Consider the following 23626-nt stretch of genomic DNA (forward strand, 5'->3'; position numbering starts at 1 on the left):
AACTCCCGCGCCCGACCCTGGATCTGGGGCCGACCCGCCCCGCCCACCCGCCAACTACGACGCCGATATATGTACATCCAATGAGGAATCCAGCAGTAGTCAGCACCGAACCAGCACAGGAGTCAGCACCGCACCGTCAAATCACCCCGAACTGCGCTTCCCGGACGGCGCTCGTTCCGACCACCTTCGAGCCCCTGAACCGCCCTTCCGTGAGCCGACATGGTGGCCGCACGCATAGCCAACCCTCGAACTATGTTGCCCCACCACATGTGCCCCTGACCTGCAGCTTCCTACCGTGTGCCAACACCTACCCGTCCCCACCGCACACGAGGAAGTGGCGCACATGGCCTCCGGAACCACCGCTCCCCCACCCCCCGCCAGCCTCAAGCGCATCGTCGCCGCCAGTCTCATCGGCACCACCATCGAGTGGTACGACTTCTTCCTCTACGGCTCGGCCGCCGCGCTGGTCTTCAACAAGCTGTTCTTTCCCGGCTCCGACCCGCTCGTCGGCACGCTGCTGTCCTTCCTGACGTACGCCGTCGGGTTCGCGGCCCGGCCGCTGGGCGCGCTCGTCTTCGGACACTACGGTGACCGGCTCGGCCGCAAGAAGCTGCTGGTGCTGAGCCTGCTGCTGATGGGCGGGGCGACGTTCGCGATCGGTCTGCTGCCCACACACGCGACCGTCGGCGCGGCGGCCCCCGTCCTGCTGACCACGCTGCGTCTGGTGCAGGGTTTCGCGCTGGGCGGCGAGTGGGGCGGCGCCGTCCTGCTGGTGTCCGAGCACGGTGATGCGAAGCGGCGAGGATTCTGGGCCTCTTGGCCGCAGACCGGAGCACCCGCGGGCCAACTCCTCGCGACCGGCGTCCTCTCGCTGCTCACCGCCACACAGTCGGACGACGCCTTCCTCTCCTGGGGCTGGCGCATCCCCTTCCTGCTCTCCGGCGTACTGGTCGTCGTCGGTTTGTGGATACGTCTGTCTGTCGATGAATCGCCCGTGTTCAAGCAGGCGTTGGCCCGGGCGGAGGCCCGAAGGACGGCTGGGACGGACGAGCCGGAGAAGCTTCCGCTGGTCTCCGTACTGCGCCACCACTGGCGTGACGTGCTCGTCGCGATGGGCGCCCGGATGGCCGAGAACATCAGCTACTACGTGATCACCGCCTTCATCCTCGTGTACGCCACCACCTCCGCCGGCGTCTCCAAGCAGACCGCGCTCAACGCCGTCCTCATCGCCTCAGCCGTGCACTTCGCCGTCATCCCGGCCTGGGGCGCGCTCTCCGACCGCATCGGCCGCCGCCCCGTCTATCTGTTCGGTGCCGCAGGCATCGGCCTCTGGATGTTCCCGTTCTTCTCCCTGATCGACACCGGCGGCTTCGGGAACCTGGTCGTAGCCGTCACCGTCGGCCTGGTCCTGCACGGCGCCATGTACGCGCCCCAAGCCGCCTTCTTCTCCGAGATGTTCGCGACCCGGATGCGCTACTCGGGTGCCTCCATCGGCGCTCAGTTCGCCTCCGTCGCGGCGGGCGCGCCCGCACCGCTCATCGCGACGGCACTGCTCTCCTCCTACGACAGCTCAACTCCCATCTCCCTCTATGTGATCGGGGCCGTCGTCCTGACCCTGATCGCCGTGGGCTTCGCGAAGGAGACCCGCGACCGCGACCTGTCCGACGTCGAGGCCACGACCGACGAGCGACCCGCTCCCGCCGCGCCGGCGGACGCCCGTACCGTCTGACCGCGGGTCGCCACCCGATCCCCGCGCGCGGGCCGCGTGCGGGGATCAGTGCGGCCCGTCCGACGACAACCGGTGCAGTCTCAGGGCGAGTTGAATCTCCAGCGTGCGGGCCGGGCTCTGCCAGTCGTCCCCCAGCAGGCGCCCCACCCTCTCCAACCGCTGCGCCACGGTGTTCACATGCACATGCAGGGCGTCCTTCGTGCGCGCCGGGCTCATGCCGCTCGCGAAGTACGCGTCGAGAGTGCGCAGCAGGTCGGTGCCGCGCCGTTCGTCGTACGCGACGACTCCGCCGATCGTGCGGCCGACGAACCCGGCGATGTCCCGGTCCCCGGCGAGCAGCAGTCCCAGGAACCCGAAGTCCTCGGCGGCCGCGCCGTCGCCGGCCCGGCCGAGCAGACGCAGCGCTTCCAGGCAGCGCTGCCCCTCCGCGTACGCCGAGGCCACCGCTTCGGGGTGCGCCGCGAGCCGGTCGACGGGCGCGGAGGCGCCGACGGTGACCGCCTCGTGAACGGCGGTGCCCAGCTCCTTGGCCGTGCGGCGGGCCAGTGTCGTCGCTGTGTCGCCGGGTCCGAGCGGGAGCAGCAGGACGGTGCCGCCGTCGCGCGCGGCCGCCAGTCCATGGCGGGTCGTGGCGAGATGGGACGCGGCCGACCACAGCCGTCTGCGCGCGCCCGCCTCCTGGTCGGCGTCGGCGGCGGTGACATCGAGTCGGGCTGCCAGCACCACATGAGGGCCGTCGAGATCGGCGTGCAGCCGCGCCGCCCGCTCCCGCAGCAGCCTCGGATCGCGGTCCCGGGAATCCAGCAGGTCGTCCAGCAGCTCGCCGCGTACCCGCTGTTCGGCCTCGGAGGCCGAGCGTCTGGCGAGCAGGAGCAGCGATGTGACCATCGCGGCGCGCTCCAGGGTGCGCTGGTCGACGGGGTCGAGGCCCGGATGCCCGCGCAGCACCAGCGCGCCGAGCAACTCGCCTCCCGCCGCCACCGCGGCGACCCAGTCGTCTCCGTGCCGCACGGCGTGGCCTTCGGCGCGGGCCGCCTCCACGGCCATGGCCGGTGTGCCGCCCGGCTCCGCGAACTCGACCGTGCCGTCCAGGACTTCGGACACCGCGGCGGCCACGTCATGGACTCCCCCGCCGCGCAGCACGAGTTCGGTCAGCCGGTCGTGGACGTCCGAGGCGCGCTCGATCACTCCGCTGCGGTCCCGGATGATCTCGTTGGCCCGGCCGAGGCGGTCGAGGGCCGAGCGGGTCTCCGCCAGCGAGTTCGCCGTGTCGATGGCTGCCGCGGCCAGGGCCGCGAAGGAGCCGAGCAGCGCGATCTGTTCCCGCTCGAAGACCCGCGCCCTGCGGTCTGCCGCGAACAGCACGCCGATGACCTGTGGCCCGATCATCAACGGCACGCCGAGAATCGCTACGAGGCCCTCGTCCTGTACGCCGGCGTCAATGGTCCGGGTGTGCTGGAAGCGTTCGTCCTTGAAGTAGTCGTCGGTGACATACGGGCGGGCGGTCTGCGCGACGAGTCCGCCCAGGCCCTCCCCCATGCCGAGCCGCAACTGCTGGAAGCGCGCGGCGACCGAGCCCTCGGTGACCCGCATATAGGTGTCACCCCTGGACGCGTCGTTCAGGCTGAGATACGCGATGTCCGTGCCCAGCAGCGACCGGGCCCGCTGCACGATCGCCTGGAGCACGGCGTCGAGGTCGCGCAGGCCCGCGAGGTCGTGCGCGGTCTCGAAGAGCGCGGAGAGTTCGGCCTCGCGGCGGCGCCGTCCTTCTATCTCCGTGCGTACGCGCAGGGCGAGCAGCTTGGCCTGTTCGAGCGCGGCGACGCGCTCGGCGGGCAGGCCCTCGGCGCGGGCGAGCAGCACCGGCTGCTCGTAGGCGTCGGCGGTCGCTCCTCTGGCCAGGAGTTCCAGGAACGGCGCTTCCGCGCTGTCGGCGGAGCGCTCGGCTGATGGCAGGTGATCGCGGGACATGGCAACAGGATCGCGCATTCGCGGGGCGGCGCCCCGGCCCTGTGGATAACTCACGACCGGCTCCGGTACGACTCGGGGTGGGGCCGGGTCCGGTACCGCTCGTGGTCGGTCCGGTACGGCTCGGGCAGGTACTGGCTCCGAGCCGGCTCATGACGGGTCGGCTGCGACGGGGATCGGGGCCGGGACCGGTTCCGCTGTGGCTCGTGATGGGGGCCGGCTCCGACATGGCTCGAGGCGAGGACCGGCTCCGAGGGCATGGGCCGGAGGCGCAGGCCCCGGCTCAGTGCGCGGTCCAACCCCCGTCCAGCACCAGCGACGTCCCGGTCATGAAGGCCGCCTGCGGACCGCAGAGATAGGCCACCGCCTCGGCGACCTCCTCCGGCTCGATGAGCCGCTTGACCGCGCTGTCCCGCAGCAGGATCTCGGTCAGAACGCGCTCTCGCGGAATCCCGTGTGTCCGAGCCTGATCGGCCAGTTGTTTCTCGACCAGTGCGGTGCGCACATAGGCGGGGTTCACACAGTTCGAGGTGACTCCGTGGGGCGCGCCTTCGAGTGCCGCGGTCTTCGAGAGGCCCTCGAGTCCGTGCTTCGCCGCGACGTACGCCGACTTGAAAACCGAGGCTCGCAGCCCGTGCACGGAGGAGACATTGACGATGCGGCCCCAGCCCTGCCCGTACATATGAGGCAAAGCGCCGCGAATGAGCCGGAACGGGGCTTCGAGCATTACGGTCAGCACCGTGTGGAACACGTCGGGCGGGAATTCCTCGATGGGGCGGACCATCTGCAGCCCCGCGTTGTTCACGAGGACATCGGTGCCGGCCGCGGCCTGCTCCGCCGCGTCGAGGTCGGTGAGGTCGAGGACGTGCGGCTCGATGGTCCCGGCCAGGCCGAGCGGCTGCTCGGCCAGGGTCTCCAGGCCCGCGGCATCCCGGTCGACCGCTCTCACCTTGGCTCCGGCGGCGGCGAGCCGCAGCGCGCAGGCGCGGCCGATGCCGCTCGCGGCGCCGGTGACGAGGGCGGTGCGGCCGCCGAGGTCGAGTGCGGAGGCGTTGGGGCCCGGGAGGGCGCTGGGGGCGGTCATGCGTTGACCCTAGGCAGCACTCACGCCTCAACCGATGTGGTCAGCACACACACTTCGTACTCAGGTCGTAGGTTCGAACCATGTCGGTGCGTCAACCAGCGCCTGCTTGATCCGGACGAGGGCGTACTCGTTCAGCTTCGGCAGGGCGTCCACCTCGAACCAGCCGACCTGGAGCGACTCGTCGTCATTGACACGGGCCTCCCCACCGACGGCACGGCATCGCAGCGTGGTGTCCATGAACTGGCAGACGTCGCCGTTGGCGAAGGTCACCTGCTCCCCGGCCCGGACCATGACGACGCGCTCGACCTCGACGTGCACGGCTGTCTCCTCGTACACCTCGCGCACCGCGCAGGCTGCGGGCTGCTCCCCCGGCTCCGGGATGCCGGAGATGAGCGCCCACTTGTGGTTGTCCGAACGCTGCCCGAGCAGGATTCTGCCCTCGTCGTCGAAGACCACGGCGCTCACCCCGGGAAGCCAGAGGAGCTGGTGGCCCGCGGAGGCCCGGATCGTGCGGATGAAGTCGGGGGTAGCCATGCCCCCGACCCTATCGGCGCGATTCCGCCACCCCGCGCGGACCCTGGGTCCCCGTTCTAGGCGCCGGTGTTCCGTCGCGAGCGGACCGCCGTCGCCGCCGCCCAGCCGAGGCCACCCGCCGCGACCAGCACCAGGATCATCTCCGGGATGATGCCGAGCTTCGTGGCCGGGGTCTCGGAGGACCGCAGCGGCACCTTCTGGACCAGCGAGTCGGCGACGAACATCCCGGTCTTCTGGGTGATCTTCCCGTCCGGCATGATCACGGCGCTGACACCGCTCGTCACCGGAACCGTGACGGTGCGGCTGTGCTCGACAGCGCGGATGCGGGACATGGCGAGCTGCTGGTAGGTCATCTCGCTGCGGTCGAAGGTCGCGTTGTTGCTGGGCACCGAGATGATCTGGGCGCCGTCGGTGACGGTGCTGCGCACCGCCCAGTCGAACGCCGCCTCGTAGCAGGTGACGAGGCCGACCCCGGTGCCGTTCATGGTGAACACGCCCGGCTCGGTGCCGCGGCTGAAGTCCTGGCGCACCATGCTCGTCCAGTTCTTGTTGATGGCCCCGAGCAGCGGGCGCAGCGGAAGGTACTCGCCGAACGGCTGGACCTGACGCTTGTCGTACGTGTCCACCGGACCCTTGTCCGGGTCCCACAGGATCTGCTCGTTGTACAGCTTGCCGTGCCGCTTGACGACGGCGCCGACGGAGATGGGGGCACCGATCGCCTTGACCGCCTCGTCGATCACGAAGCGCGCGTCGGCGTTGGCGAACGGGTCGATGTCGGAGGAGTTCTCCGGCCACAGCACCAGGTCGGGCTTCGCGGCCTTGCCCGCCTTGACCTCGGCGGCCAGTCGCTCGGTCTCCCGCACGTGGTGGTCGAGGACGGCGCGGCGCTGGGAGTTGAAGTCGAGTCCCGCGCGCGGGACGTTGCCCTGGATGAGCGCGACGGTCGCCGTGCCGTTCTCGGCCTTGTCGCTGACGAGCATCCGCGCGGCGAGCGCTCCGACGACGGGGACGACGACACTGAGCAGCGCCACCACGGCCGCGCCGCGGCGCAGGACTCCGGTACCGCGCCGCTCGACGGCCAGGCGGACGATCTCGTACAGCGCGAAGCCGCACAGCACGACCGCGAAGCCGAGCACCGGCGTACCACCGACCGCGGCGAGCGGCAGGAAGACGCCGTCGGCCTGGCCGAAGGCGATCTTCCCCCAGGGAAAGCCACCGAAGGGCGCACGCGCGCGTGCCGCCTCTCCGGCGATCCAGAGTGCCGCCGCCCACAGCGGCCACCCGGGCAGGCGGGAGACGAACGTGATCCCGGCGCCGACGAGCGCGACGTAGATCGCCTCCACCGCGACGAGAGCGAGCCAGGGACCGGAGCCGACCTCGACGCCGGTCCACACCAGCAGCGGCAGCAGGAACCCGAGGCCGAACAGATAACCGAGGCCGAGACCGGCCTTCCAGGAGCGACCGCGCAGGGTCCAGGCGAAGACGGCGAAGGCCGGCAGGGCGAGCCACCAGAGGGTCCGCGGCGGGAAACTGACGTACAGCAGCACTCCGGAGAGCGCCGCGGCGGCGGCCGGAACGAGGCGACGCACCAGGGCGGCTCCGCGCGGGGCGGGCACGGCCTGGGGTTCGAGCTGTTCCGGCTCGTCTACGGTGGTTGCGGTGGCGGTCACTTGGGGAGTGTACGGCGCTTGAGCTGGGCGCCGACAGCTCGGCCTCCTCGGTCCCGATGGGCGGAACACCTCTCGGCAGACCCCTTCGCGCGGATCTGCCGCAACGTTCCTGCACAACAGGTCCCCAAACCGGCGCATCACCCGTTACGGTGTGCCCGAACCTCTGACGTGCGGCCTGATGCGGTGACGGCGCCCGGGGTCCGGCAGAGTCGGGGGGCGACGGGGGTGGGTTCCACGGGGACGGCGTCCACGGCTGATGCTGCGGCCACGGGCGAAAGACGCAGCGCCTCCGATGTCGCCGGCATGGTCGTGCTCGCGGCCTGTGCCTCCTGGTCGCTGCTCACGGCGGCCGCTCACGACGGCCGGCCCGAGGGCATGCTGCTGGCGGTGCTCGCCGTGGCGGCGGGCTACGCCTCTGGGCGGATCCTCGGAGCGCTCCTGCCGGTGGCCGCCCTCGGCGCCGGAGCGTTGGCCGGACTCGGTCTCGCGATCGCCACGCCCGGCCCCCAGATCAGCCTGCAGCTCGGCCACACCGGTGCCACGGCCGCGCTGCTGACCCTCTCCTGCGGCGCCGCGTGCTGCGCGGCCTGGGCCGCGCGCCCGCCCGCCCTGCGGCTCGCGCTGCGGCTGCTGGCCGCCGGGACCGCGGTGACGGCGGCGCTTCTGGGGTCCACCACCGGATTCGTCACCTGCACCGGGGTTCTGCTGTGTTCGCTCGCCGCCGCCCGTGTACGACGCCGGGGCCTCGGCCTGACGGGGCTCGCGGCCGCCGCGGCGCTGGTGACCGGGGCGACCTGGGCGATCGGCGAGGACGCGCTGCCGGGCGGACTGACCGCATCCTTGGAGGGCCAGCTGACCGAGCACCGCATCCTGCTCTGGCACGACGCCCTGCGAATGGCCCGTACGAATCCCGAGCTGGGGGTCGGGCCCGGACGTTTCGGAGAGCTCAGTCCCACGGTCGCCCAGTCACTGCTGCCCGACGGCAAACCGCACTCCGCGCCGCTGCAGCAGGCCGCCGAACAGGGCCTGACAGGTGTGGTCCTGCTCGCGGCGGCGTTCTGCTGGATCCTGTACGCGCTGTTGCGTTCGCCGCGCACCACGCCGATCGCGCTGACGACGGGCGCGGCCCTGACGGCGGTGGCCGCCATCGCGTCGATCGGCAACGCGCTGAGCTTCATGACGGTGACCGCGGGTGCGGGACTGCTCGCCGGGCTCGCGACCGCACGACCACTGACCACCGGGGAGCCGGACGACGTCTGGGCACCGGCCCGGCGTTCCGCCGGTCACGGCCACCTGGAGTCGTGAGCGACGCCCACGTCGGTGGTCAGCGCACCGCGCCGGTCTTGTCCGGACGCAGACGGCCGCGGATGATCCGTACCGCCGCCTCGGCGTTGTCCACGGTGATCGTGAACGTGTGGCCGTCGCCCAGGCGCAGCACCACGCCCTCGCCCCGCCGGACGATGACGGCGGTTCCCTGCTCGGGCCGCCAGCGATACCCCCAGCCGCCCCACTGGCGAGGGTTGACCTGGGGCGCGAAGTCGGCACCGACGACCGTCGAGAGAGGGATGCGGCGGCGCGGCAGCCCTATGTGGCCGCAGCGCACCTCCAGGCAGTCCTCGTCCACCCTCACGGCGACATGCACGAACGCGAGCGTGCCGAAGAGGATGAGCAGTCCGGCAGCGATGCATCCGACGACGGACATGACCAACGGCGCCGTACCCGACGTCCAGCCGGAACTCACGGCCAGCTGGATCCCGAGAGCCAGACAGGCCACGCCGCCCAGGGCGGGCAGCCACTGAACACGGTTCCTCGCGCGTCCGGTCCAGATGTCCGGATGCGGGGAGGTTTCGCCGTGGGGGTGGTCCCTCATACCCATGAGACTACTCAGGTTCCGCTGCACGGGCACCGGGTCGCGGAGCGTCACTCCGCCGGGTGGACGAGCGTCCCACCGGCGGCGGCAGGGCGTGACGAGGGGGAGGGCTTTCGTCGCTCAGCGTGCGGGGCTGACCGCCGAGAGAATGCGGCCTTCCTCATAGGTGAGCGCGGTCGCGGGCAGCATGCCCTCGCGCCCGCTCAACAGCACCGTGACCGTGGAATCGGCGGGGGCCCCGGGGTCCGGGAGTTCGCCGATCCGGCGCAGCGCCTGGGCGGCGACCGCGCCGGCGGAACCGTGCAGGACGAGCGGCGGACGGCCGGGGCGCTGCACAGCCGCGCGGATGCGCTCGGCGACGAGCTCGTAATGGGTGCAGCCCAGGACGACGGCCCTTACGTCTTCGGGGGTGCGGGCGGCTGCCGCGGCGATCGCGGCGTCGATGGCCGCCTGGTCGGCGTGCTCCACGGCGTCCGCGAGTCCGGGACAGGCCACCTCGGTGACCTCCACTCCGCCGGCGAACTCCTCGATCAGCCCCCGCTGGTAGGGGCTGCCGGTGGTGGCGGGCGTGGCCCAGATCGCCACGGGTCCGGCGCCCGCGGCGGCCGGCTTGATCGCCGGGACGGTGCCGATGACGGGCACTGCCGGCTCCAGGCGGGCACGCAGGGCGGGCAGGGCACGTACGGAGGCGGTGTTGCAGGCGACGATCAGGGCGTCGGGCCGGTGCAGTGCGGCGGCCTCGGCGACGGCGAGGGCGCGCGCGGTGACGTCTTCCGGTGTGCGGGGTCCCCAGGGCATGCTGCCCGGGTCGGAGGAGAGGACGAGATCGGCGTCGGGCCGCAGTCGACGTACCGCGGCGGCAGCAGCGAGCAGTCCGATTCCGGAGTCCATGAGCGCGATCTTCACCCGGTCACCATAGACGATCCGTCTTTACGGGCGACCGCGGTGGGGCAGACTGCGGCAGGTGAGCGCCCTCGTGTGGATCGCTGTCGGATCACTGGCCGCGTGGCTGTGGCTGCTGCTCGGCCAGGGCTTCTTCTGGCGGACGGACGTACGATTGCCCGCCCGCCGCGAGCCGTCGGACTGGCCCTTCGTCTGCGTCGTGGTGCCGGCCCGGGACGAGGCCGCCGTCCTGCCCGAGAGCCTGCCCTCGCTCCTCGCCCAGGACTATCCGGGGCGGGCCGAGATCTTCCTCATCGACGACGGCAGTTCGGACGGCACCGGAGAGCTGGCCCGCGAGCTGGCACGGCGGCACGGCGGACTGCCCCTCACCGTCGGCTCACCGGGAGAACCGCCTGCGGGCTGGACGGGCAAGCTGTGGGCCGTACGGCACGGCATCGGCCTCGCCCGCGCGCGGGAACCCGAATATCTGCTGCTCACCGACGCGGACATCGCGCATGCGCCGGACAGTCTCCGGCTGCTGGTGGCGGCGGCACGCACGGGTGGTTTCGACCTTGTCTCGCTGATGGCGCGGCTGCGGGTGGAGAGCCCGTGGGAGCGGCTCGTCGTGCCGGCGTTCGTCTACTTCTTCGCGCAGCTCTACCCCTTCCGCCGGATCGCCGTGAAGGGCTCGCGGACGGCGGCCGCGGCGGGGGGATGCGTGCTGCTGCGCGCGGACACCGCCGAGCGGGCGCGGATCCCGGACGCGATCCGGCATGCCGTCATCGACGACGTGGCGCTCGCCCGTGCCGTCAAGCGGGGCGGTGGCCGCATCTGGCTGGGCCTGGCCGAGCGGGTCGACAGCGTGCGTCCGTATCCGCGGCTGCACGATCTGTGGCGCATGGTCTCGCGCAGCGCGTACGCCCAGCTGCGGCACAGTCCGCTGCTGCTCGCCGGAACGGTCGCCGGGCTCGCCGTGGTGTATCTGGTGCCACCGGTCGCCCTCCTGGTGGGCCTCGCCGCGGGGAACCCGTGGGCGGCGGTGGCCGGGGGGCTCGCCTGGCTGGTGATGACGGCGACGTACACGCCGATGCTCCACCACTACCGGCAGCCCCTGTCGCTCGCTCCCCTGCTGCCGGTCACCGCGTTCCTCTATCTCCTCATGACGGTCGACTCCGCGGTGCAGCACTACAGGGGGCGCGGCGCGGCCTGGAAGGGCCGCACCTACGCGCGCCCCGACACCGCCCTCGACGAGAACTGAGGAAGGCGGCGGACGGTCATTTCCTGCCGGGCGTCCAGTTCATGCCCCAGCCGTATGCGTGGTCGACGGTGCGCTGCGGACTCACCCCGCGCGCGGGGATCAGGTACCGGGCCTCGCGCTGGACGACCAGGTCGGCGCCGCTGCCGGTGATGAGAGCGAGCGCGCAGACCGTGGAGGGGACCGTGCACTCGTCGAGCGAGAAGTCGATCGGCGCGCCGTTCAGCGGCTGGAGGGTGACCGTGGCGTGCAGGTCGGCGAAGGATCGCGCGCCTTCGTAGATGGTCACGAAGATGAGGATGCGCCGGAAGCTCTGCTTGTGATCGAGGTTGATGGAGAGGTTCTCGCCGCCGGCCACGGCCCCGGTGCGGTCGTCACCGTCGAGATGTATGTACGGCGGCTGGTGCAGCGCCCCGAAGGCGTTGCCGAGCGCCTGGACGACTCCCTTGCGGCCGTCGGACAGCTCGTACAGCGCGCACAGGTCGAGGTCGAGGTCGGCGTGCATGGCGACGGCCCGGCCGCGTTTGCTGCCCCACCCCGAGAACTGCTTGCGCACCTCCCAGTTGAGGTTCACGCGCAGGGCGCCGGCCGTGCCGCCCTGTTTGCTGAGCGAGACGGAGGGGGCCTCCTTGGTGAGCGTCACCTTCGACAGGCGGACCGGCGCCGGAGGGGCCGCGGGCGGCCGCGGAGTCATCGGTGGGGCCATCGGCGGCGGCATGGTCACGGGCGGGGCCATCGGCGGCGGCATGGTCACGGGCGGGGCGACCGGCGGCGGCACGGTGACCGGCGGAGCCACGGGGGGCGGTCCCTGCACGAGGGTGGCGGGCGACGAGGGCGGGGCCGAGGGCACCGCGCGCTGCGGCTCGTCCACCGTGATCCCGTAGTCGGTGGCCAGCCCTGCGAGACCGCTTCCGTAACCCTGTCCGACGGCGCGGAACTTCCAGGCGCCCTGGCGTCGGTAGAACTCGCCCAGCACGAAGGCCGTCTCCACGGTCGCGTCGGTGCTGTCGAAACGGGCGACCTCCGTGCCGTGCTGTGTGTCGAGCACCCGGATGTACAGGCCGGGAACGCGTCCGAAGGAGCCGCCGTCCGCGGAGGCGGCCAGGACCACGGTCTCGACGACGGGTTCCGCGCGCGTGAGATCGACGAGCAGCGCGTCGGTCACCTGGCCGCCGTCGTTCCGCTTGCCGTCGTGGCGCACGGCGCCCGAGGAGTGCGCCGGCTGGTTGTAGAAGACGAAGTCGCCGTCCGAACGAACCTTTCCGGCCACCAGCAGAAGGGCCGAGGCATCGACGTCGGGCACCCCCGGTCCTGAACGCCACCCCAATTCCACCCGGAGTGCCGTCGTCGGGACAGGAACATTCGATCCCTTAGGCATTGACATGTACGCCCCCATCACGTGTCTCCGCGCCGGTACGAGTCCCGAACGGACCGCCGGCTCCGCTCTCGCCAAACCTAATCCCCAGGTCCGCCGACTCCCATGGCTCACGCCAGAAGATCCTGGTCAACCGCCGGTAACCCGTCCGAAGCTCGGCCTTTACACGATCTCAACCATCTTTGACGTCCTTTTTTGCCGAGTTCGCTCGCATTGGGGATCCCGCGTCACCGCCGACACGGAAAACAACCCTCTTATCGGTCTCCCCAACCAGCACATCGTGGGCTTAACTTATGTGCCATGACCTCCCCCCGCTCCACCTATGGCGGCGGTTACTACTCCGCCTTCCAGGACACCCCGATCTACGACTCCCTCGTCGCTGAGCGGGGTACCCCTCAGATCGCCCCGATCCGGGTCCCTTCCGCCTACGACCAGGGCAGCAACAACCTCCCGGCGCTGCCGTCCGCGCTTCCCGCGCTGCCGGCCGGCCCCTCGTCCTACGGCTACCAGCAGGCCCAGCAGCCCTCGCCGCTGCAGCAGGCCCCCGCGCCGTACATCCCGCAACAGGCCGGCGCGCCTCGTGGCTATCCCAGCCCCCAGCCGCAGCAGCCGCGCCCGATGGCGGGCACGGGCTACGAGGCGATGCGCCCCGCGGCTCCCCGGCCCGCCCCGGCTCCCTACCAGGACCCGTACAACAATCAGCAGTACCGCGGGTACTGACACCTCCGAACCGGATTGTCGGTGCTTCCTGGCACCATGGCGGTCATGGGGAACGCGGTACTGCACTCGATTCACGTCCATCCGGTCAAGGCATTCCGGGGTCAGTCACTCCGGGAGGCCGAGGTGGAGCCCTGGGGGCTGGCCGGAGACCGACGCTGGGTCCTGATCGACGACGGGGGAAAGGTCGTCACGCAACGCGAGCAGCCGCGTCTGGCGCTGGCCGCCGCCGAGACACTCTCCGGCGGCGGCCTTCGTCTGTCCGCCGAGAACCGCGAGCCGGTGATTGTTCCCGTGCCCGAGCCGATCGGCACGACGACGGTGGAGATCTTCGGCGACAAGGTGGAAGCGGTCCTCGCCGACCCGGCCGCACACGACTGGTGCAGCGGGTACCTGGGCACCGATGTGCGCCTCGCCCACATGGACGATCCGGCCGTCCGCCGGCCCGTCGACCCGGACTTCGCGCTGCCGGACGAGACCGTCAGCTTCGCCGACGGCTATCCGCTGCTCGTCACCACACTCGGATCGCTGGACGCACTCAACTCCTTGATCGCGCGGGGCGACCACGCCGAGGAGGGCCCGCTGCCGATGAACCGCTTCCGGCCGAACATCGTCGTCTCCGGCACCGATGCCTGGGCCGAGGACGACTGGTCGCGGATCGCCATCGGCGAGGTCACCTTCCGGGTCACCAAGATGTGCGGCCGCTGCGTCGTCACCACGACCGACCAGGACACCGCCCGGCGCGGCAAGGAGCCCCTGCGCACGCTCGCCCGGCACCGTCGCTTCGCCGGCAAGCTGATCTTCGGGCAGAACCTGGTGCCCGAGTCCCGCGGTTCGCTGCGGGTCGGCGACCCGGTCACGGTCCTCGCGTAGCCCGCGCGATCACATTCCGCCAGAGGCCCGGCACGGGGAACCCCGCCGCGGGGCGGAAGCGTTGAGCCGGTGTGAGACGTTCATGAAGGGCCCTGGGGGAGGGTGACGTCGCTCTCTCTTCCCCGGCCTCGCGCGTGAACGGCTCCTCTGCGGGATATCACGTACGCGGGAGGGGGTGCGGGACGGTGGGCGCGATCATCGGTCTCTGGCGCTGGCGGCACAATCCGCTGCGCCGTACGACAGATCTCGTGGAGGCCTGGCTGGCTCTGGCCGCCCTCCTGCTCGTCCTCGTCGCGGCGCCCCTCGTCGGAGCGACCGTGGGTGGCTCGGTCCAGGGCACACTGCAAAGAGCCGTGCGGGACCAGCGCAAGGACCGTCACCAGGTGGCGGCCGTGGTCGTCAGGAAGCTGTCCCGGGGACCACTGTCGCCCGACCCCGAGACGCCGTCGGGACGGGACGCGCACAGCCGCGTCCTGGCCGACTGGACGGCGCCGGACGGCACCCAGCAGCGCGGCACGGTGGTGGCCACCCTCAAGTCCCCCCGCCCAGGGGACCATTTCTCGATCTGGACCGATCGGCACGGCCGAATAGTGGGCCGCCCGCTGGACGGTGCCACCGCGACCACGCACGCCGTTCTGGCCGGTTTCGGCGCGGCCGTGCTGTCGGCGGGACTCCTGGAGGGCGGCAGGCGGTTGATCCTGTGGCACATGATCCGTCGGCGTCACGCCAGATGGGACCGGGCATGGGACAAGGCGGGTCCCGACTGGGGCAAGGCAGACACCGGCAGCTGACGGCCTTCGCGCTCCGGTCAACCGGGCGTCCCCGCGCACGCTACGGTGGACCGGCCGAACTGTTCGGCACCGTCGTGAGAGGCTGTCCGGCAGGGACCGGGATCCCGACCGACGGGGCATCAGCACGACCTCGCAGGACCCGCGTACGACGAGGTGGGGGCACAACAGCGCCATGGCACAGGGCACGGTCCAGGTGACGCACACCGGAACCTCGCGGTGGCGGCGCCGCACGGGTGAGTACGCATCGCTGGCCGCCGCCCTGGAGGCCGCGGCCGACGGCGATGTGCTGACCGTCGCTCCCGGCACCTACCGGGAGAACCTGGTGGTGGAGCGCGCGGTGACACTGCGCGGCCCCGAGGGTTCCCCCGGCTCCGTGCGCATCGCACCGATCGACGGCGTGGCGCTGACGGTGCGCGCCTCCGCCGTGGTCCAGGACCTCCATGTGGAGGGCCAGGACTCGGCCTCGCCCGCGCTGCTCGTCGAAGAGGGCACACCGGAACTGCTGGACATACGGATCGTCACGCGCTCCGCCGCCGGGATCGAGGTGCGTGGTGGCGCCCGCCCGACCGTGCGCCGTTGCACGGTCGACAACCCCGCGGGCGTCGGCATCGCCGTACTGGACGGCGGCGGTGGGGTGTTCGAGGAGTGCGAGGTCGTCGCGGCCGGCCAGTCGGGGGTCGCGGTCCGCGGGGGCGCGCATCCGCGCCTCGAGCGCTGCCGGGTGCACCACACTTCCGGTGCGGGCCTGTCGGCGACCGGCGAGAACTCGTCGCTGGAAGCGGTGGGTTGCGAGGTGTACGAGGTCAAGGGTTCCGGGGTGCAGATCACCGGCCGGGCCACCGCACATCTCACCGACTGCGATGTGCACCGGACGACCGCGGACGGCGTCACCCTCGACACGGACGCGGTGCTCACACTCGCCGACTGCCGCATCCACGACATCCCGGAGAACGCGGTCGATCTGCGCTCGCGCTCGGTGCTCACACTGACCCGTACGACCGTGCGGCAGTTCGGGCGCAACGGCCTTTCGGTCTGGGACCCGGGCACCCGCGTGGACGCCAACCAGTGCGAGATCTTCGACAGCACGGGCGACTACCCCGCGGTGTGGGTGAGCGACGGCGCGACCGCCGTACTGGACTCGTGCCGGGTGCACGACGTGCCGGACGCGCTGTTCGTCCTCGACCGGGGTTCGCGCGCGGATGTCGTCGACTGCGACATCTCGCAGGTGCGCAACACCGCGGTGTCGGTGAGCGACGGTGCCACCGTGCAGCTCGACGACTGCCGCATCCGCGACGCCGCGACGGGTGCCTGGTTCCGCGACCACGGCAGCGGCGGCAACCTGTCCGGCTGCATCGTGGACAGCACACAGACCGGCGTGATCGTCACCAAGGGCGCCGATCCGACCATCGAGCGCTGCACGGTCACCTCACCCGCCGAGGCGGGTTTCTATGTCTCGGCGGACGGCCGGGGCAGCTTCCTGAACTGCCGGGTGGTGGACAGCGGGGGCTACGGCTTCCATGTGATCGACGGCTGCCGGGCGACCCTGCGCAAGTGCCGCACGGAGCGGTGCGCGCGCGGGGGTTACGAGTTCGCCGACGCGGGCTCGGCGGCCGGCGCGGGTCCCGTCGTCGAGGACTGCGCGAGTGACGAGAGCACCGGACTGCGCACCCCGGCACACGAGACAGCGGTCGAGACGTCGGGGGCGTCCGTGAGTCTGCTGGGGGCGATCCCCGGTCAGCGCAGCACCGAGCGGGAACCGCTCGTCACCGGCGTGGAGCCCGCGCAGCCGGCCCGCGGTTCGAAGATCGTGCTCGGTGAACTCGACACACTGGTGGGCCTGGAGAACGTCAAACGCGAGGTGCGTGCCCTCACCGACATGATCGAAGTGGGCCGCCGCCGGCAGCAGGCGGGCCTCAAGGCGGCGTCCGCCCGCCGTCACCTCGTCTTCACCGGCTCCCCCGGCACCGGCAAGACGACCGTCGCCCGGCTGTACGGCGAGATCCTGGCCTCCCTGGGTGTGCTGGAGAACGGGCATCTGGTCGAGGTGTCCCGGGTGGACCTGGTCGGTGAGCACATCGGGTCGACCGCGATCCGCACCCAGGAGGCGTTCGACCGGGCGCGCGGCGGCGTGCTGTTCATCGACGAGGCGTACGCGCTGTCGCCCGAGGACTCGGGCCGTGACTTCGGGCGCGAGGCCATCGACACGCTGGTGAAGCTCATGGAGGACCACCGGGAGGCGGTGGTCGTGATCGTCGCCGGGTACACCGCCGAGATGGAGCGGTTCCTGTCGGTCAACCCCGGGGTGGCGTCCCGCTTCTCACGGACCATCACCTTCAACGACTACCTCCCCGACGAGCTGCTGCGGATCGTGGAGCAGCAGGCCGAGGAGCACGAGTACCGGCTGGGTCCGGGTGCGGCCGAGGCCCTCCTGAAGTACTTCACGGCGATTCCGAAGGGGCCCGCGTTCGGCAACGGCCGTACGGCGCGTCAGACGTTCGAGGCCATGGTGGAGCGGCACGCGGGCCGGGTCGCCCAGCTGGACGAGCCGAACACGGACGACCTGACGCTGCTCTACTCGGAGGACCTGCCGGAGCTGCCCTGATCCTCCGCCGCCTTGTGCCTGCTCAGCCGCCCTGAGCGTCCTCGCGGGGACGCGGACTCGGCACCTCGGGCAGCAGCCGTGCCAGCAGCAGTTCCCGCTCGTCGGCGAAAGCCGGGTCCGCCTGGTAGTCGGAATGACCGAGAACCGGCGCGGGCAGCGGCTGCCGCTCCGTGCGGCCATAGGCGAGCGGGTCCTTCAAAGGCTCGTGGTCGACTTCGGGACCGCAGTCGCCGAGCAGCCGGACGGGTCCGCCGATCGGGTCGGTGCGACGGTACAGATTCCGCCAGCAGGCGACCTCGCGGTGCAGCGAGGCCAGGGCGGCGGGGCCGAAGTGGGCCGGGAACCAGCGTCCGTACAGGCGCTCCAGCGGTGAGCCGTAGGTGAGCAGCGCGACCCTCTTGCGTACCGAGGGCTTGAGCTGCCAGGCCGCGGCGGCCGCCAGCACGCTGCCCTGGGAGTGTCCGGAGAGCACGAGCCGTCCGCCGGTCGCACGGGTCCAGGCGGCCATGCGCCAGGTGAGGTCGGGCACGGCGCGCTCGGCGTAGCAGGGTGGCGCGAAGGGGTGGGCCGCGCGCGGCCAGAAGGTGCCGACGTCCCAGAGGATGCCGATGGTGCGACGGGCGGCGGGGTCCTTGTAGGCGCGCCGACCCCAGGTGACGAACAGGATGAAGCCGAGGCCGATCAGCCAGGAGCCGAGTGCCTGCGCGGTCTCGGCCGCGCCGTGGACGAAGCCGTTCGCCCCGCGCGCGGCCTCGCTCGGGGCGTCCCCGGTGGCGAGGGCCCCGGCCAGGGCGCAGGCCCCGAGCAGCAGGGTCACGGACGAGAGGACGCCGACCATGAGCGGCGCCTGGTCGGTGAGAGTGGCCATCGCGCGCGTGCTCGCGATGCGGCGGGTGCGGGCGGAGTCCCTGGCCTCGCCCGGGTACTCGTGTTCGACGGCGATCGTCTCGCGGCGGCGCAGCTGCCAGGTGCGCCGGGCCAGCCAGCCGGTGAGGGCGAGCAGGACGACGAGCAGTGGCGGGATCGCGGAGGCCTGCCAGGTCAGCAGGACGGGCGGGCCGGGGATCGAGTGGCGGGTGCCGTCGAGCCAGTCGGCGACGCGCTGGGACACCCCTCCGGACATCACGCCGCCGAGTGCGCAGGCGAGCATGGCGACGGCGGGCCCGGCGAAACCGCGCATCGCGGTGCGGGTGTCGGGGGTGCTGCCCGCGGTTCGGCGCGAGCCCAGGCCCCGGGGTTTCGTGCGGTACAGGGCGTGGGCGACCACACCGAGCGCGATCACGAGCAGTCCCTGCACGAGGGTGAGGCCGCCGAACGTGGCATCGCCCGGCAGGCGCCCCGTCGAGTGCCAGCGGGGCCGTGACCAGCCGGCGTACACCAGGGTGAGGGCGAGCAGGGCGACCGAGCCCAGCGGCAGTCGGCGCACGAGCCTCCGGTCGCGTCCGTGGTCGATCCGGTTCTCGCTGCGGCCCCGACGGCAGACCACCCACAGCACAACGGCCCCGCCCACCACGAGTGTTGCGTTCAGGAGCCCGCCCAGCGCCTCCAGTACGGCGGGCCCGCCCCGCGCACGGTCGTAGCGGACTGGCGAGGAGCCCACGGCCGCGGCCACGGTCAGGAACCCCGCTGCGGTGTGCGCGGCGCGCAGCCGGGCCACCAGGCGGCGTCCGTACCAGAAGCCGGGGCGGCCGAGTCCCGTGCCGTCGGTCTCGTCGTCGTGCTCGGCCGCCCGGGCCATCGGCTGCTGCGACTCGTAGGCGCTCCAGGTGCGGTGCGACAGGTACCACAGGAGGGTGGTGAGCGCCGCGGGCACCAGGCAGGCCAGGGCGAGGCGGCGGCCCGGCTGGCTCCACCAGCCGGCGTCGGGGCGGTCCGGGGAGAGGAATCCGAGCCAGGAGTGATTGCGCACGCACGCACGGCTGCCCGCGCACTGCCAGGCGGCCAGGTCGAGGGCGACCTCGCAGGCGGCGGCGACCAGCAGCACCGTGAGGGTGAGCCCGGCGAGGCGGACGAGCAGTCCGTACAGGCGCACCGCCCGCCCGCGGCCGTGCGCGGCGGGGCGCATCCAGTGCGCGAGGTTGACCACCATGAAGGGCAGTAACAGGAGCCACAGGGCGCGGGCGCCGTTGCCGGAGGTGAGGTTGCACCATACGTACGCCTCGCGCACCGGCCCGCCGCGGTGGTCGCCGGGGCGCTCCTCGGCGTCGGTGTCGTCCGCGCGCCGGAAGACGGCCGCCGTCGCGTCGCCGGTGATCCGGACCGTCCGCGGATCGTTCAGCATCTCCTCCGGCGTGGTGCCGCCGACCCCGTGGACCAGGAGTTCCAGGGTGGTACCGGCCGATTCGGGCCGCTGTACGGGGCTGCCGGGCTCCCCGTTGATGGCATGTTCCCGTGCACGTTCCACTGTTCCGCACTTCCCCCGTGCCCCGCGATTCTCATGTGTCATGTGCAGGCACGAGGGTCTCGCGCTTCGGAGGGTATGCGCACCCGAACTCACCGAATCTCCCCGATACGTGTGAACGTGGGGGAACGGGAGGGGCACGGCGGGCGTGCGGGCAGTGGCGCGACCGGCGGTGTCCCATGCGAGGATGGGTCGTCCTCCAGACCTCGGGCAAGGAGAATGTCCACGTGGGAGCGGGTTCGGGCGGAGTCGGGCAGGCAGCGGCGAAAGGACCGGAGCGGTCGTGAGTGAGAATCAGAACCTCCTCGCGGAGCAGCGTCGCGCTCTGATCCTCGACGAGGTGCGTCGCCGCGGGGGCGTCCGCGTGAACGAGCTGACGCGAAGACTCGGCGTCTCCGACATGACGGTCCGCCGTGACCTAGACGCGCTGGCCCGTCAGGGTGTCGTCGAGAAGGTGCACGGCGGCGCGGTGCCGGTGGTCGAGGCGAGCACCCACGAACCGGGTTTCGAGGCCAAGTCGGGCCTGGAGCTGACCGCCAAGGAGGACATCGCGCGGGCCGCCGCCGAGTTGGTCGCGCCGGGCTCGGCGATCGCCCTCTCCGGTGGTACGACGACGTACGCGCTGGCCCATCACCTCGTGGACGTCCCGGACCTGACCGTGGTCACCAACTCGGTGCGTGTGGCTGACGTGTTCCACTCGGCGCAGCGCACCTCCGGTCAGCGTCAGGGCGCCGCGACCGTCGTCCTCACCGGTGGGGTGCGCACACCGTCCGACTCGCTCGTCGGGCCGGTGGCCGATCAGGCCATCGCGGCACTGCACTTCGATGTCCTCTTCCTCGGTGTGCACGGCATATCGGCCGAGGCGGGGCTGTCGACGCCGAACCTGGCGGAGGCGGAGACCAACCGGCGGCTCGTGCAGTCCGCGCGACGCGTCATCGTGGTCGCGGACCACACCAAGTGGGGCACGGTGGGCCTCAGTTCGTTCGCCGCGCTGGAACAGGTCGACACGCTGGTGACCGACGGCGGGATGCCCGCCGAGGCTCGCTCGGAGATCGCGGAGCACCTGCGGCGCCTGGTGGTGGCCGGCGAACCCGAGGACGATACAGACATCTGACGGCCCGCCAGCTAAGGTGACGCTGCCCGCGCCGCCGGTCACGCCGTCGGCGTCGTCCGTGGCGCGGGTGCGCCCGGGCCGACGCTCGCGCCAACGGGGGCGGCTTCGAGGCACGGCCGAGCGGGCGGCGGCTCCGAGAGACTGTCGGGCGAGTTCGGTTCGCGAGGCGGTTCAGTGGGCCGTCACGGGCGTTCCGCACATACGGAGACCGGAACCCGGTTCCGGCGAGGGGGCTCACTCATGGCACGTCAACTGCGTCCGGTGGGACCCGACTTCGTCGAAACCGCTCCCCTGCGGCTGGTGTTCGCGCGGGAGGTTGCCGCGTCTCCCGAGGCTGTCTTCTCCGCGCTCGCCGAGGACGTGTCCGGCTGGAGCGAGTGGTTCTCGGCGGTGACGCTCGCCCGGCCCACCGCGAACGGCGCCGGGCGCGAGGTGCGGCTCCGCGGCGGAACACGCTTCGAGGAGACCGTCCTCGTCTCGGAGGCTCCCGAGGTGTACGCGTACCGGGTGGATGCCACGAACGCGCCGGGGCTCCGCGCCCTGGTCGAGGAGTGGCGGCTCGCGCCCGCGGGCACGGGGACGCGCGTGCAGTGGACCTTCGCCGCCGACGGAACGGCCTTGTTCCGGGCGGCACTTGCCGTGGGGCGGGGCGGTCTGGGCGGCGCCTTCCGCGGCGCGGTGACGGCCCTGGACCGGCGCCTGGCGTCGGCACCCGCCTGAACCCACGGGCGCACAGAGTCGGCATCAGGCGTCAGGAGCCGGACCTCAGGCGTCAGACCTCGGGCGAGGAACGCCAGATGTGAGACGTCAGACGTCAACATCAACTAGGTTCCCCCGGCCCGAGATTGAAGGGCCGGACCCGAGGGCATGCCCTGCCGCCAGACCGGTCCGTCCCTGCCGCCAGGCCGGCCGGCGGTCAGGCCGGCCAGACGCCCGTCTCCAGCAGGGAGTTGATAGCCGCCGTGTAGGGCGCGATGTCCAGGCCCTGTTCGGCCAGCCACGCGTCCGAGTAGTACTTGTCGAGATAGCGGTCCCCGTGGTCGCACAACAGCGTCACCACGCTTCCCCTGCGGCCCTCGGCCACCATTTCGGCGACGATCTTCAACGAACTCCACAGGCCCGTGCCGGTCGAGCCGCCCGCCTTGCGGCCGATGGCCTGTTCCAGGGCGCGTACGGCGGCGACGCTCGCCGCGTCCGGCACCTTCATCATGCGGTCGATGGCCCCGGGCACGAAGCTCGGCTCCATGCGCGGTCGGCCGATCCCCTCGATGCGCGAGCCGCGGTCGCAGGTGACGTCCGGATCGCCGGCGGTCCAGCCCTCGAAGAAACAGGAGTTCTCGGGGTCGGCGACACAGATGCGGGTGTCCGCCTGCATGTAGTGGACGTAGCGGGCGAGGGTCGCCGAGGTACCGCCGGTGCCGGCTGTGGCGACGATCCACGCGGGCTCCGGGAATCGCTCCAACGCCAGCTGGCGGAAGATGGATTCGGCGATGTTGTTGTTCCCGCGCCAGTCCGTGGCCCTTTCCGCATAGGTGAATTGGTCCATGTAGTGGCCGCCGGTATCGACCGCGAGAGCGGCGGACTCCTCATAGATCTTGCGGGAGTCGTCCACGAAGTGGCACTGCCCGCCGTGGAATTCGATCAGACGGCATTTCTCGGCACTCGTGGTGCGGGGCATGACCGCGATGAAAGGCACACCGACAAGCCCCGCGAAATAGGCCTCGGACACGGCCGTCGAGCCGCTGGACGCCTCGATCACCGGGCGGCCGGGCCGAATCCAGCCATTGCACAGGCCGTACAGGAAGAGGGAGCGGGCGAGGCGGTGCTTGAGACTGCCGGTGGGATGGGTCGACTCGTCCTTCAGGTACAGATCGACGCCCCACTCCTCGGGGAGCGGGAAGCGGAGCAGATGGGTGTCGGCCGAGCGGTTGGCATCGGCCTGGACCTTTCGGACGGCTTCTTTGAGCCAGCTCCGGTACTCCGCGTCACTGCGGTTGACATCGAGGGTCTCGCCCGTCCGGGTCTGCTGGGGAGTACTCACGGGATGGCTCCTAACGCATGGTGCCGACACCGCTTGAACCGGTCGGACGCCTCGATCATAAGCACCTTCCGCACGCTTCTCACCTGCATAAACACAGCTTTGGGCAGCCCAAAGGAGCCCCTGGGGGGACGGCGGGAATCCATATCGAGGGGGCGCATCCCGGCCTTTGCTCCTGTCGCCGCCGCCACCTCGTCATACGCACTGGTGCTCGACGCCGCCTGCGGGCAGACTGCACCGAACGAGGCGATCGCCCCCGACCTGGATGCACACTGGGTCACGACAGGGCACAGCCGGAGCGCACAAGGGGGCGGGGCATCATGGCGGAGCCGGAGTTCACGGCCACGGGCGTGCGGATCGGGAAGAGGCTGCGTTCGCTCACCCGGGCCGGACAGGTCCGGATCAGCGACGGCAGGCTGGAACTGCTCACCAGCTACGGCAGCGAGATCGACAGCGCGCCGGTGCAGGCGGTGCGCGCCTCGAAACCCTGGTTCGCGCACGAGGACCGGGCGTTGGCGGACGTCAACGGCACCCGCTACTCGCTCACGCTCGGGGAGCACGATCCGGCACCCGGCAGGCCGGGGCCGCCGTCTGCGCGCCGCTTCATCGAGGCGGTCCGCAGGGCGGCGGGACGCAGCGGCTGAGGTGCGCCGACGCGCCCGCCAGAAGTCCTGAGGCACCGCGAGTTGCGGGACCGTGCCCCCTGAGTCACTCTGATGTCAC

The 23626-nt window shown here is 71.6% G+C and carries 19 protein-coding genes; 10 read left to right on the plus strand and 9 right to left on the minus strand.

The window, feature by feature from the left end; all coding sequences use genetic code 11:
* Positions 1-343 precede the first annotated feature (343 nt).
* Entirely contained in the window at positions 344-1729 is a 1386-nt protein-coding gene (locus tag ACFYR3_RS40460; RefSeq protein WP_355839174.1) for an MFS transporter, read from the plus strand.
* 45 nt (positions 1730-1774) lie between these two features.
* Here the strand turns inward: ACFYR3_RS40460 and ACFYR3_RS40465 are convergent, their stop codons facing one another.
* The 4 genes from ACFYR3_RS40465 to lnt all read right to left on the minus strand — a co-directional run bounded on the left by ACFYR3_RS40465 (position 1775) and on the right by lnt (position 6985).
* Entirely contained in the window at positions 1775-3700 is a 1926-nt protein-coding gene (locus tag ACFYR3_RS40465) for a GAF domain-containing protein (RefSeq protein ID WP_356782238.1), read from the minus strand.
* A gap of 280 nt (positions 3701-3980) precedes the next feature.
* Positions 3981-4781, minus strand: coding sequence for a 3-hydroxybutyrate dehydrogenase (locus tag ACFYR3_RS40470; RefSeq protein WP_389287104.1), 801 nt, complete (start codon positions 4779-4781; stop codon positions 3981-3983).
* A gap of 60 nt (positions 4782-4841) precedes the next feature.
* Entirely contained in the window at positions 4842-5315 is a 474-nt protein-coding gene (locus tag ACFYR3_RS40475) for an NUDIX domain-containing protein (RefSeq protein ID WP_389287106.1), read from the minus strand.
* 56 nt (positions 5316-5371) lie between these two features.
* Positions 5372-6985, minus strand: a complete 1614-nt coding sequence (gene lnt, locus ACFYR3_RS40480; RefSeq protein WP_355839166.1) for an apolipoprotein N-acyltransferase — start codon at positions 6983-6985, stop codon at positions 5372-5374.
* A 303-nt stretch (positions 6986-7288) separates the two neighbouring features.
* Here lnt and ACFYR3_RS40485 point away from each other — a divergent pair, with 303 nt between their 5' ends.
* Complete coding sequence (locus ACFYR3_RS40485) at positions 7289-8290, plus strand: O-antigen ligase family protein (protein ID WP_389287108.1); 1002 nt, start codon at positions 7289-7291, stop codon at positions 8288-8290.
* A gap of 19 nt (positions 8291-8309) precedes the next feature.
* On the opposite strand, the gene ACFYR3_RS40490 is transcribed toward ACFYR3_RS40485, so the two are convergent.
* Both ACFYR3_RS40490 and ACFYR3_RS40495 read right to left on the minus strand, forming a co-directional pair.
* Entirely contained in the window at positions 8310-8855 is a 546-nt protein-coding gene (locus tag ACFYR3_RS40490; RefSeq protein ID WP_389287110.1) for a hypothetical protein, read from the minus strand.
* A 120-nt stretch (positions 8856-8975) separates the two neighbouring features.
* A complete protein-coding gene (locus ACFYR3_RS40495; RefSeq protein WP_355839160.1) occupies positions 8976-9761 on the minus strand; it encodes an aspartate/glutamate racemase family protein in 786 nt (261 codons plus the stop codon).
* 58 nt (positions 9762-9819) lie between these two features.
* On the opposite strand from ACFYR3_RS40495, the gene ACFYR3_RS40500 reads away from it, so the two are divergent.
* Complete coding sequence (locus tag ACFYR3_RS40500) at positions 9820-10995, plus strand: glycosyltransferase (RefSeq protein WP_355839158.1); 1176 nt, start codon at positions 9820-9822, stop codon at positions 10993-10995.
* 16 nt (positions 10996-11011) lie between these two features.
* Here the strand turns inward: ACFYR3_RS40500 and ACFYR3_RS40505 are convergent, their stop codons facing one another.
* The gene (locus ACFYR3_RS40505) at positions 11012-12388 is read right to left on the minus strand and encodes a TerD family protein (RefSeq protein ID WP_389287112.1); all 1377 of its coding nucleotides are present in this window, start codon (positions 12386-12388) and stop codon (positions 11012-11014) included.
* 279 nt (positions 12389-12667) lie between these two features.
* Between ACFYR3_RS40505 and ACFYR3_RS40510 the strand changes: the two genes are divergently transcribed.
* From ACFYR3_RS40510 to ACFYR3_RS40525, 4 genes are all read left to right on the plus strand, one after another.
* On the plus strand, positions 12668-13087 hold the full coding sequence (locus tag ACFYR3_RS40510; RefSeq protein ID WP_355839156.1) for a DUF6643 family protein: 420 nt from the start codon (positions 12668-12670) through the stop codon (positions 13085-13087).
* A gap of 45 nt (positions 13088-13132) precedes the next feature.
* A complete protein-coding gene (locus ACFYR3_RS40515; protein ID WP_389287114.1) occupies positions 13133-13957 on the plus strand; it encodes an MOSC domain-containing protein in 825 nt (274 codons plus the stop codon).
* 185 nt (positions 13958-14142) lie between these two features.
* Positions 14143-14748: a hypothetical protein gene (locus tag ACFYR3_RS40520; RefSeq protein WP_356782243.1), complete on the plus strand. Its 606-nt coding sequence runs from the start codon at positions 14143-14145 to the stop codon at positions 14746-14748.
* A 172-nt stretch (positions 14749-14920) separates the two neighbouring features.
* Entirely contained in the window at positions 14921-17350 is a 2430-nt protein-coding gene (locus ACFYR3_RS40525; protein ID WP_356782244.1) for a right-handed parallel beta-helix repeat-containing protein, read from the plus strand.
* A gap of 22 nt (positions 17351-17372) precedes the next feature.
* Here ACFYR3_RS40525 and ACFYR3_RS40530 read toward each other — a convergent pair whose 3' ends face one another.
* Entirely contained in the window at positions 17373-19754 is a 2382-nt protein-coding gene (locus ACFYR3_RS40530) for a hypothetical protein (protein ID WP_389287116.1), read from the minus strand.
* A 280-nt stretch (positions 19755-20034) separates the two neighbouring features.
* Here ACFYR3_RS40530 and ACFYR3_RS40535 point away from each other — a divergent pair, with 280 nt between their 5' ends.
* Both ACFYR3_RS40535 and ACFYR3_RS40540 read left to right on the plus strand, forming a co-directional pair.
* Positions 20035-20865, plus strand: coding sequence for a DeoR/GlpR family DNA-binding transcription regulator (locus tag ACFYR3_RS40535; RefSeq protein WP_355839148.1), 831 nt, complete (start codon positions 20035-20037; stop codon positions 20863-20865).
* A 240-nt stretch (positions 20866-21105) separates the two neighbouring features.
* Positions 21106-21585, plus strand: a complete 480-nt coding sequence (locus tag ACFYR3_RS40540; RefSeq protein ID WP_355839146.1) for an SRPBCC family protein — start codon at positions 21106-21108, stop codon at positions 21583-21585.
* A gap of 196 nt (positions 21586-21781) precedes the next feature.
* On the opposite strand, the gene ACFYR3_RS40545 is transcribed toward ACFYR3_RS40540, so the two are convergent.
* A complete protein-coding gene (locus tag ACFYR3_RS40545) occupies positions 21782-22906 on the minus strand; it encodes a PLP-dependent cysteine synthase family protein (RefSeq protein ID WP_355839144.1) in 1125 nt (374 codons plus the stop codon).
* A gap of 317 nt (positions 22907-23223) precedes the next feature.
* Here ACFYR3_RS40545 and ACFYR3_RS40550 point away from each other — a divergent pair, with 317 nt between their 5' ends.
* Complete coding sequence (locus ACFYR3_RS40550; protein ID WP_261703200.1) at positions 23224-23547, plus strand: hypothetical protein; 324 nt, start codon at positions 23224-23226, stop codon at positions 23545-23547.
* The last annotated feature ends 79 nt before the right edge of the window (positions 23548-23626 follow it).

The organism is Streptomyces sp. NPDC005784 (assembly GCF_042871525.1).
In the GTDB taxonomy this organism is placed as follows: Bacteria; Actinomycetota; Actinomycetes; order Streptomycetales; family Streptomycetaceae; genus Streptomyces.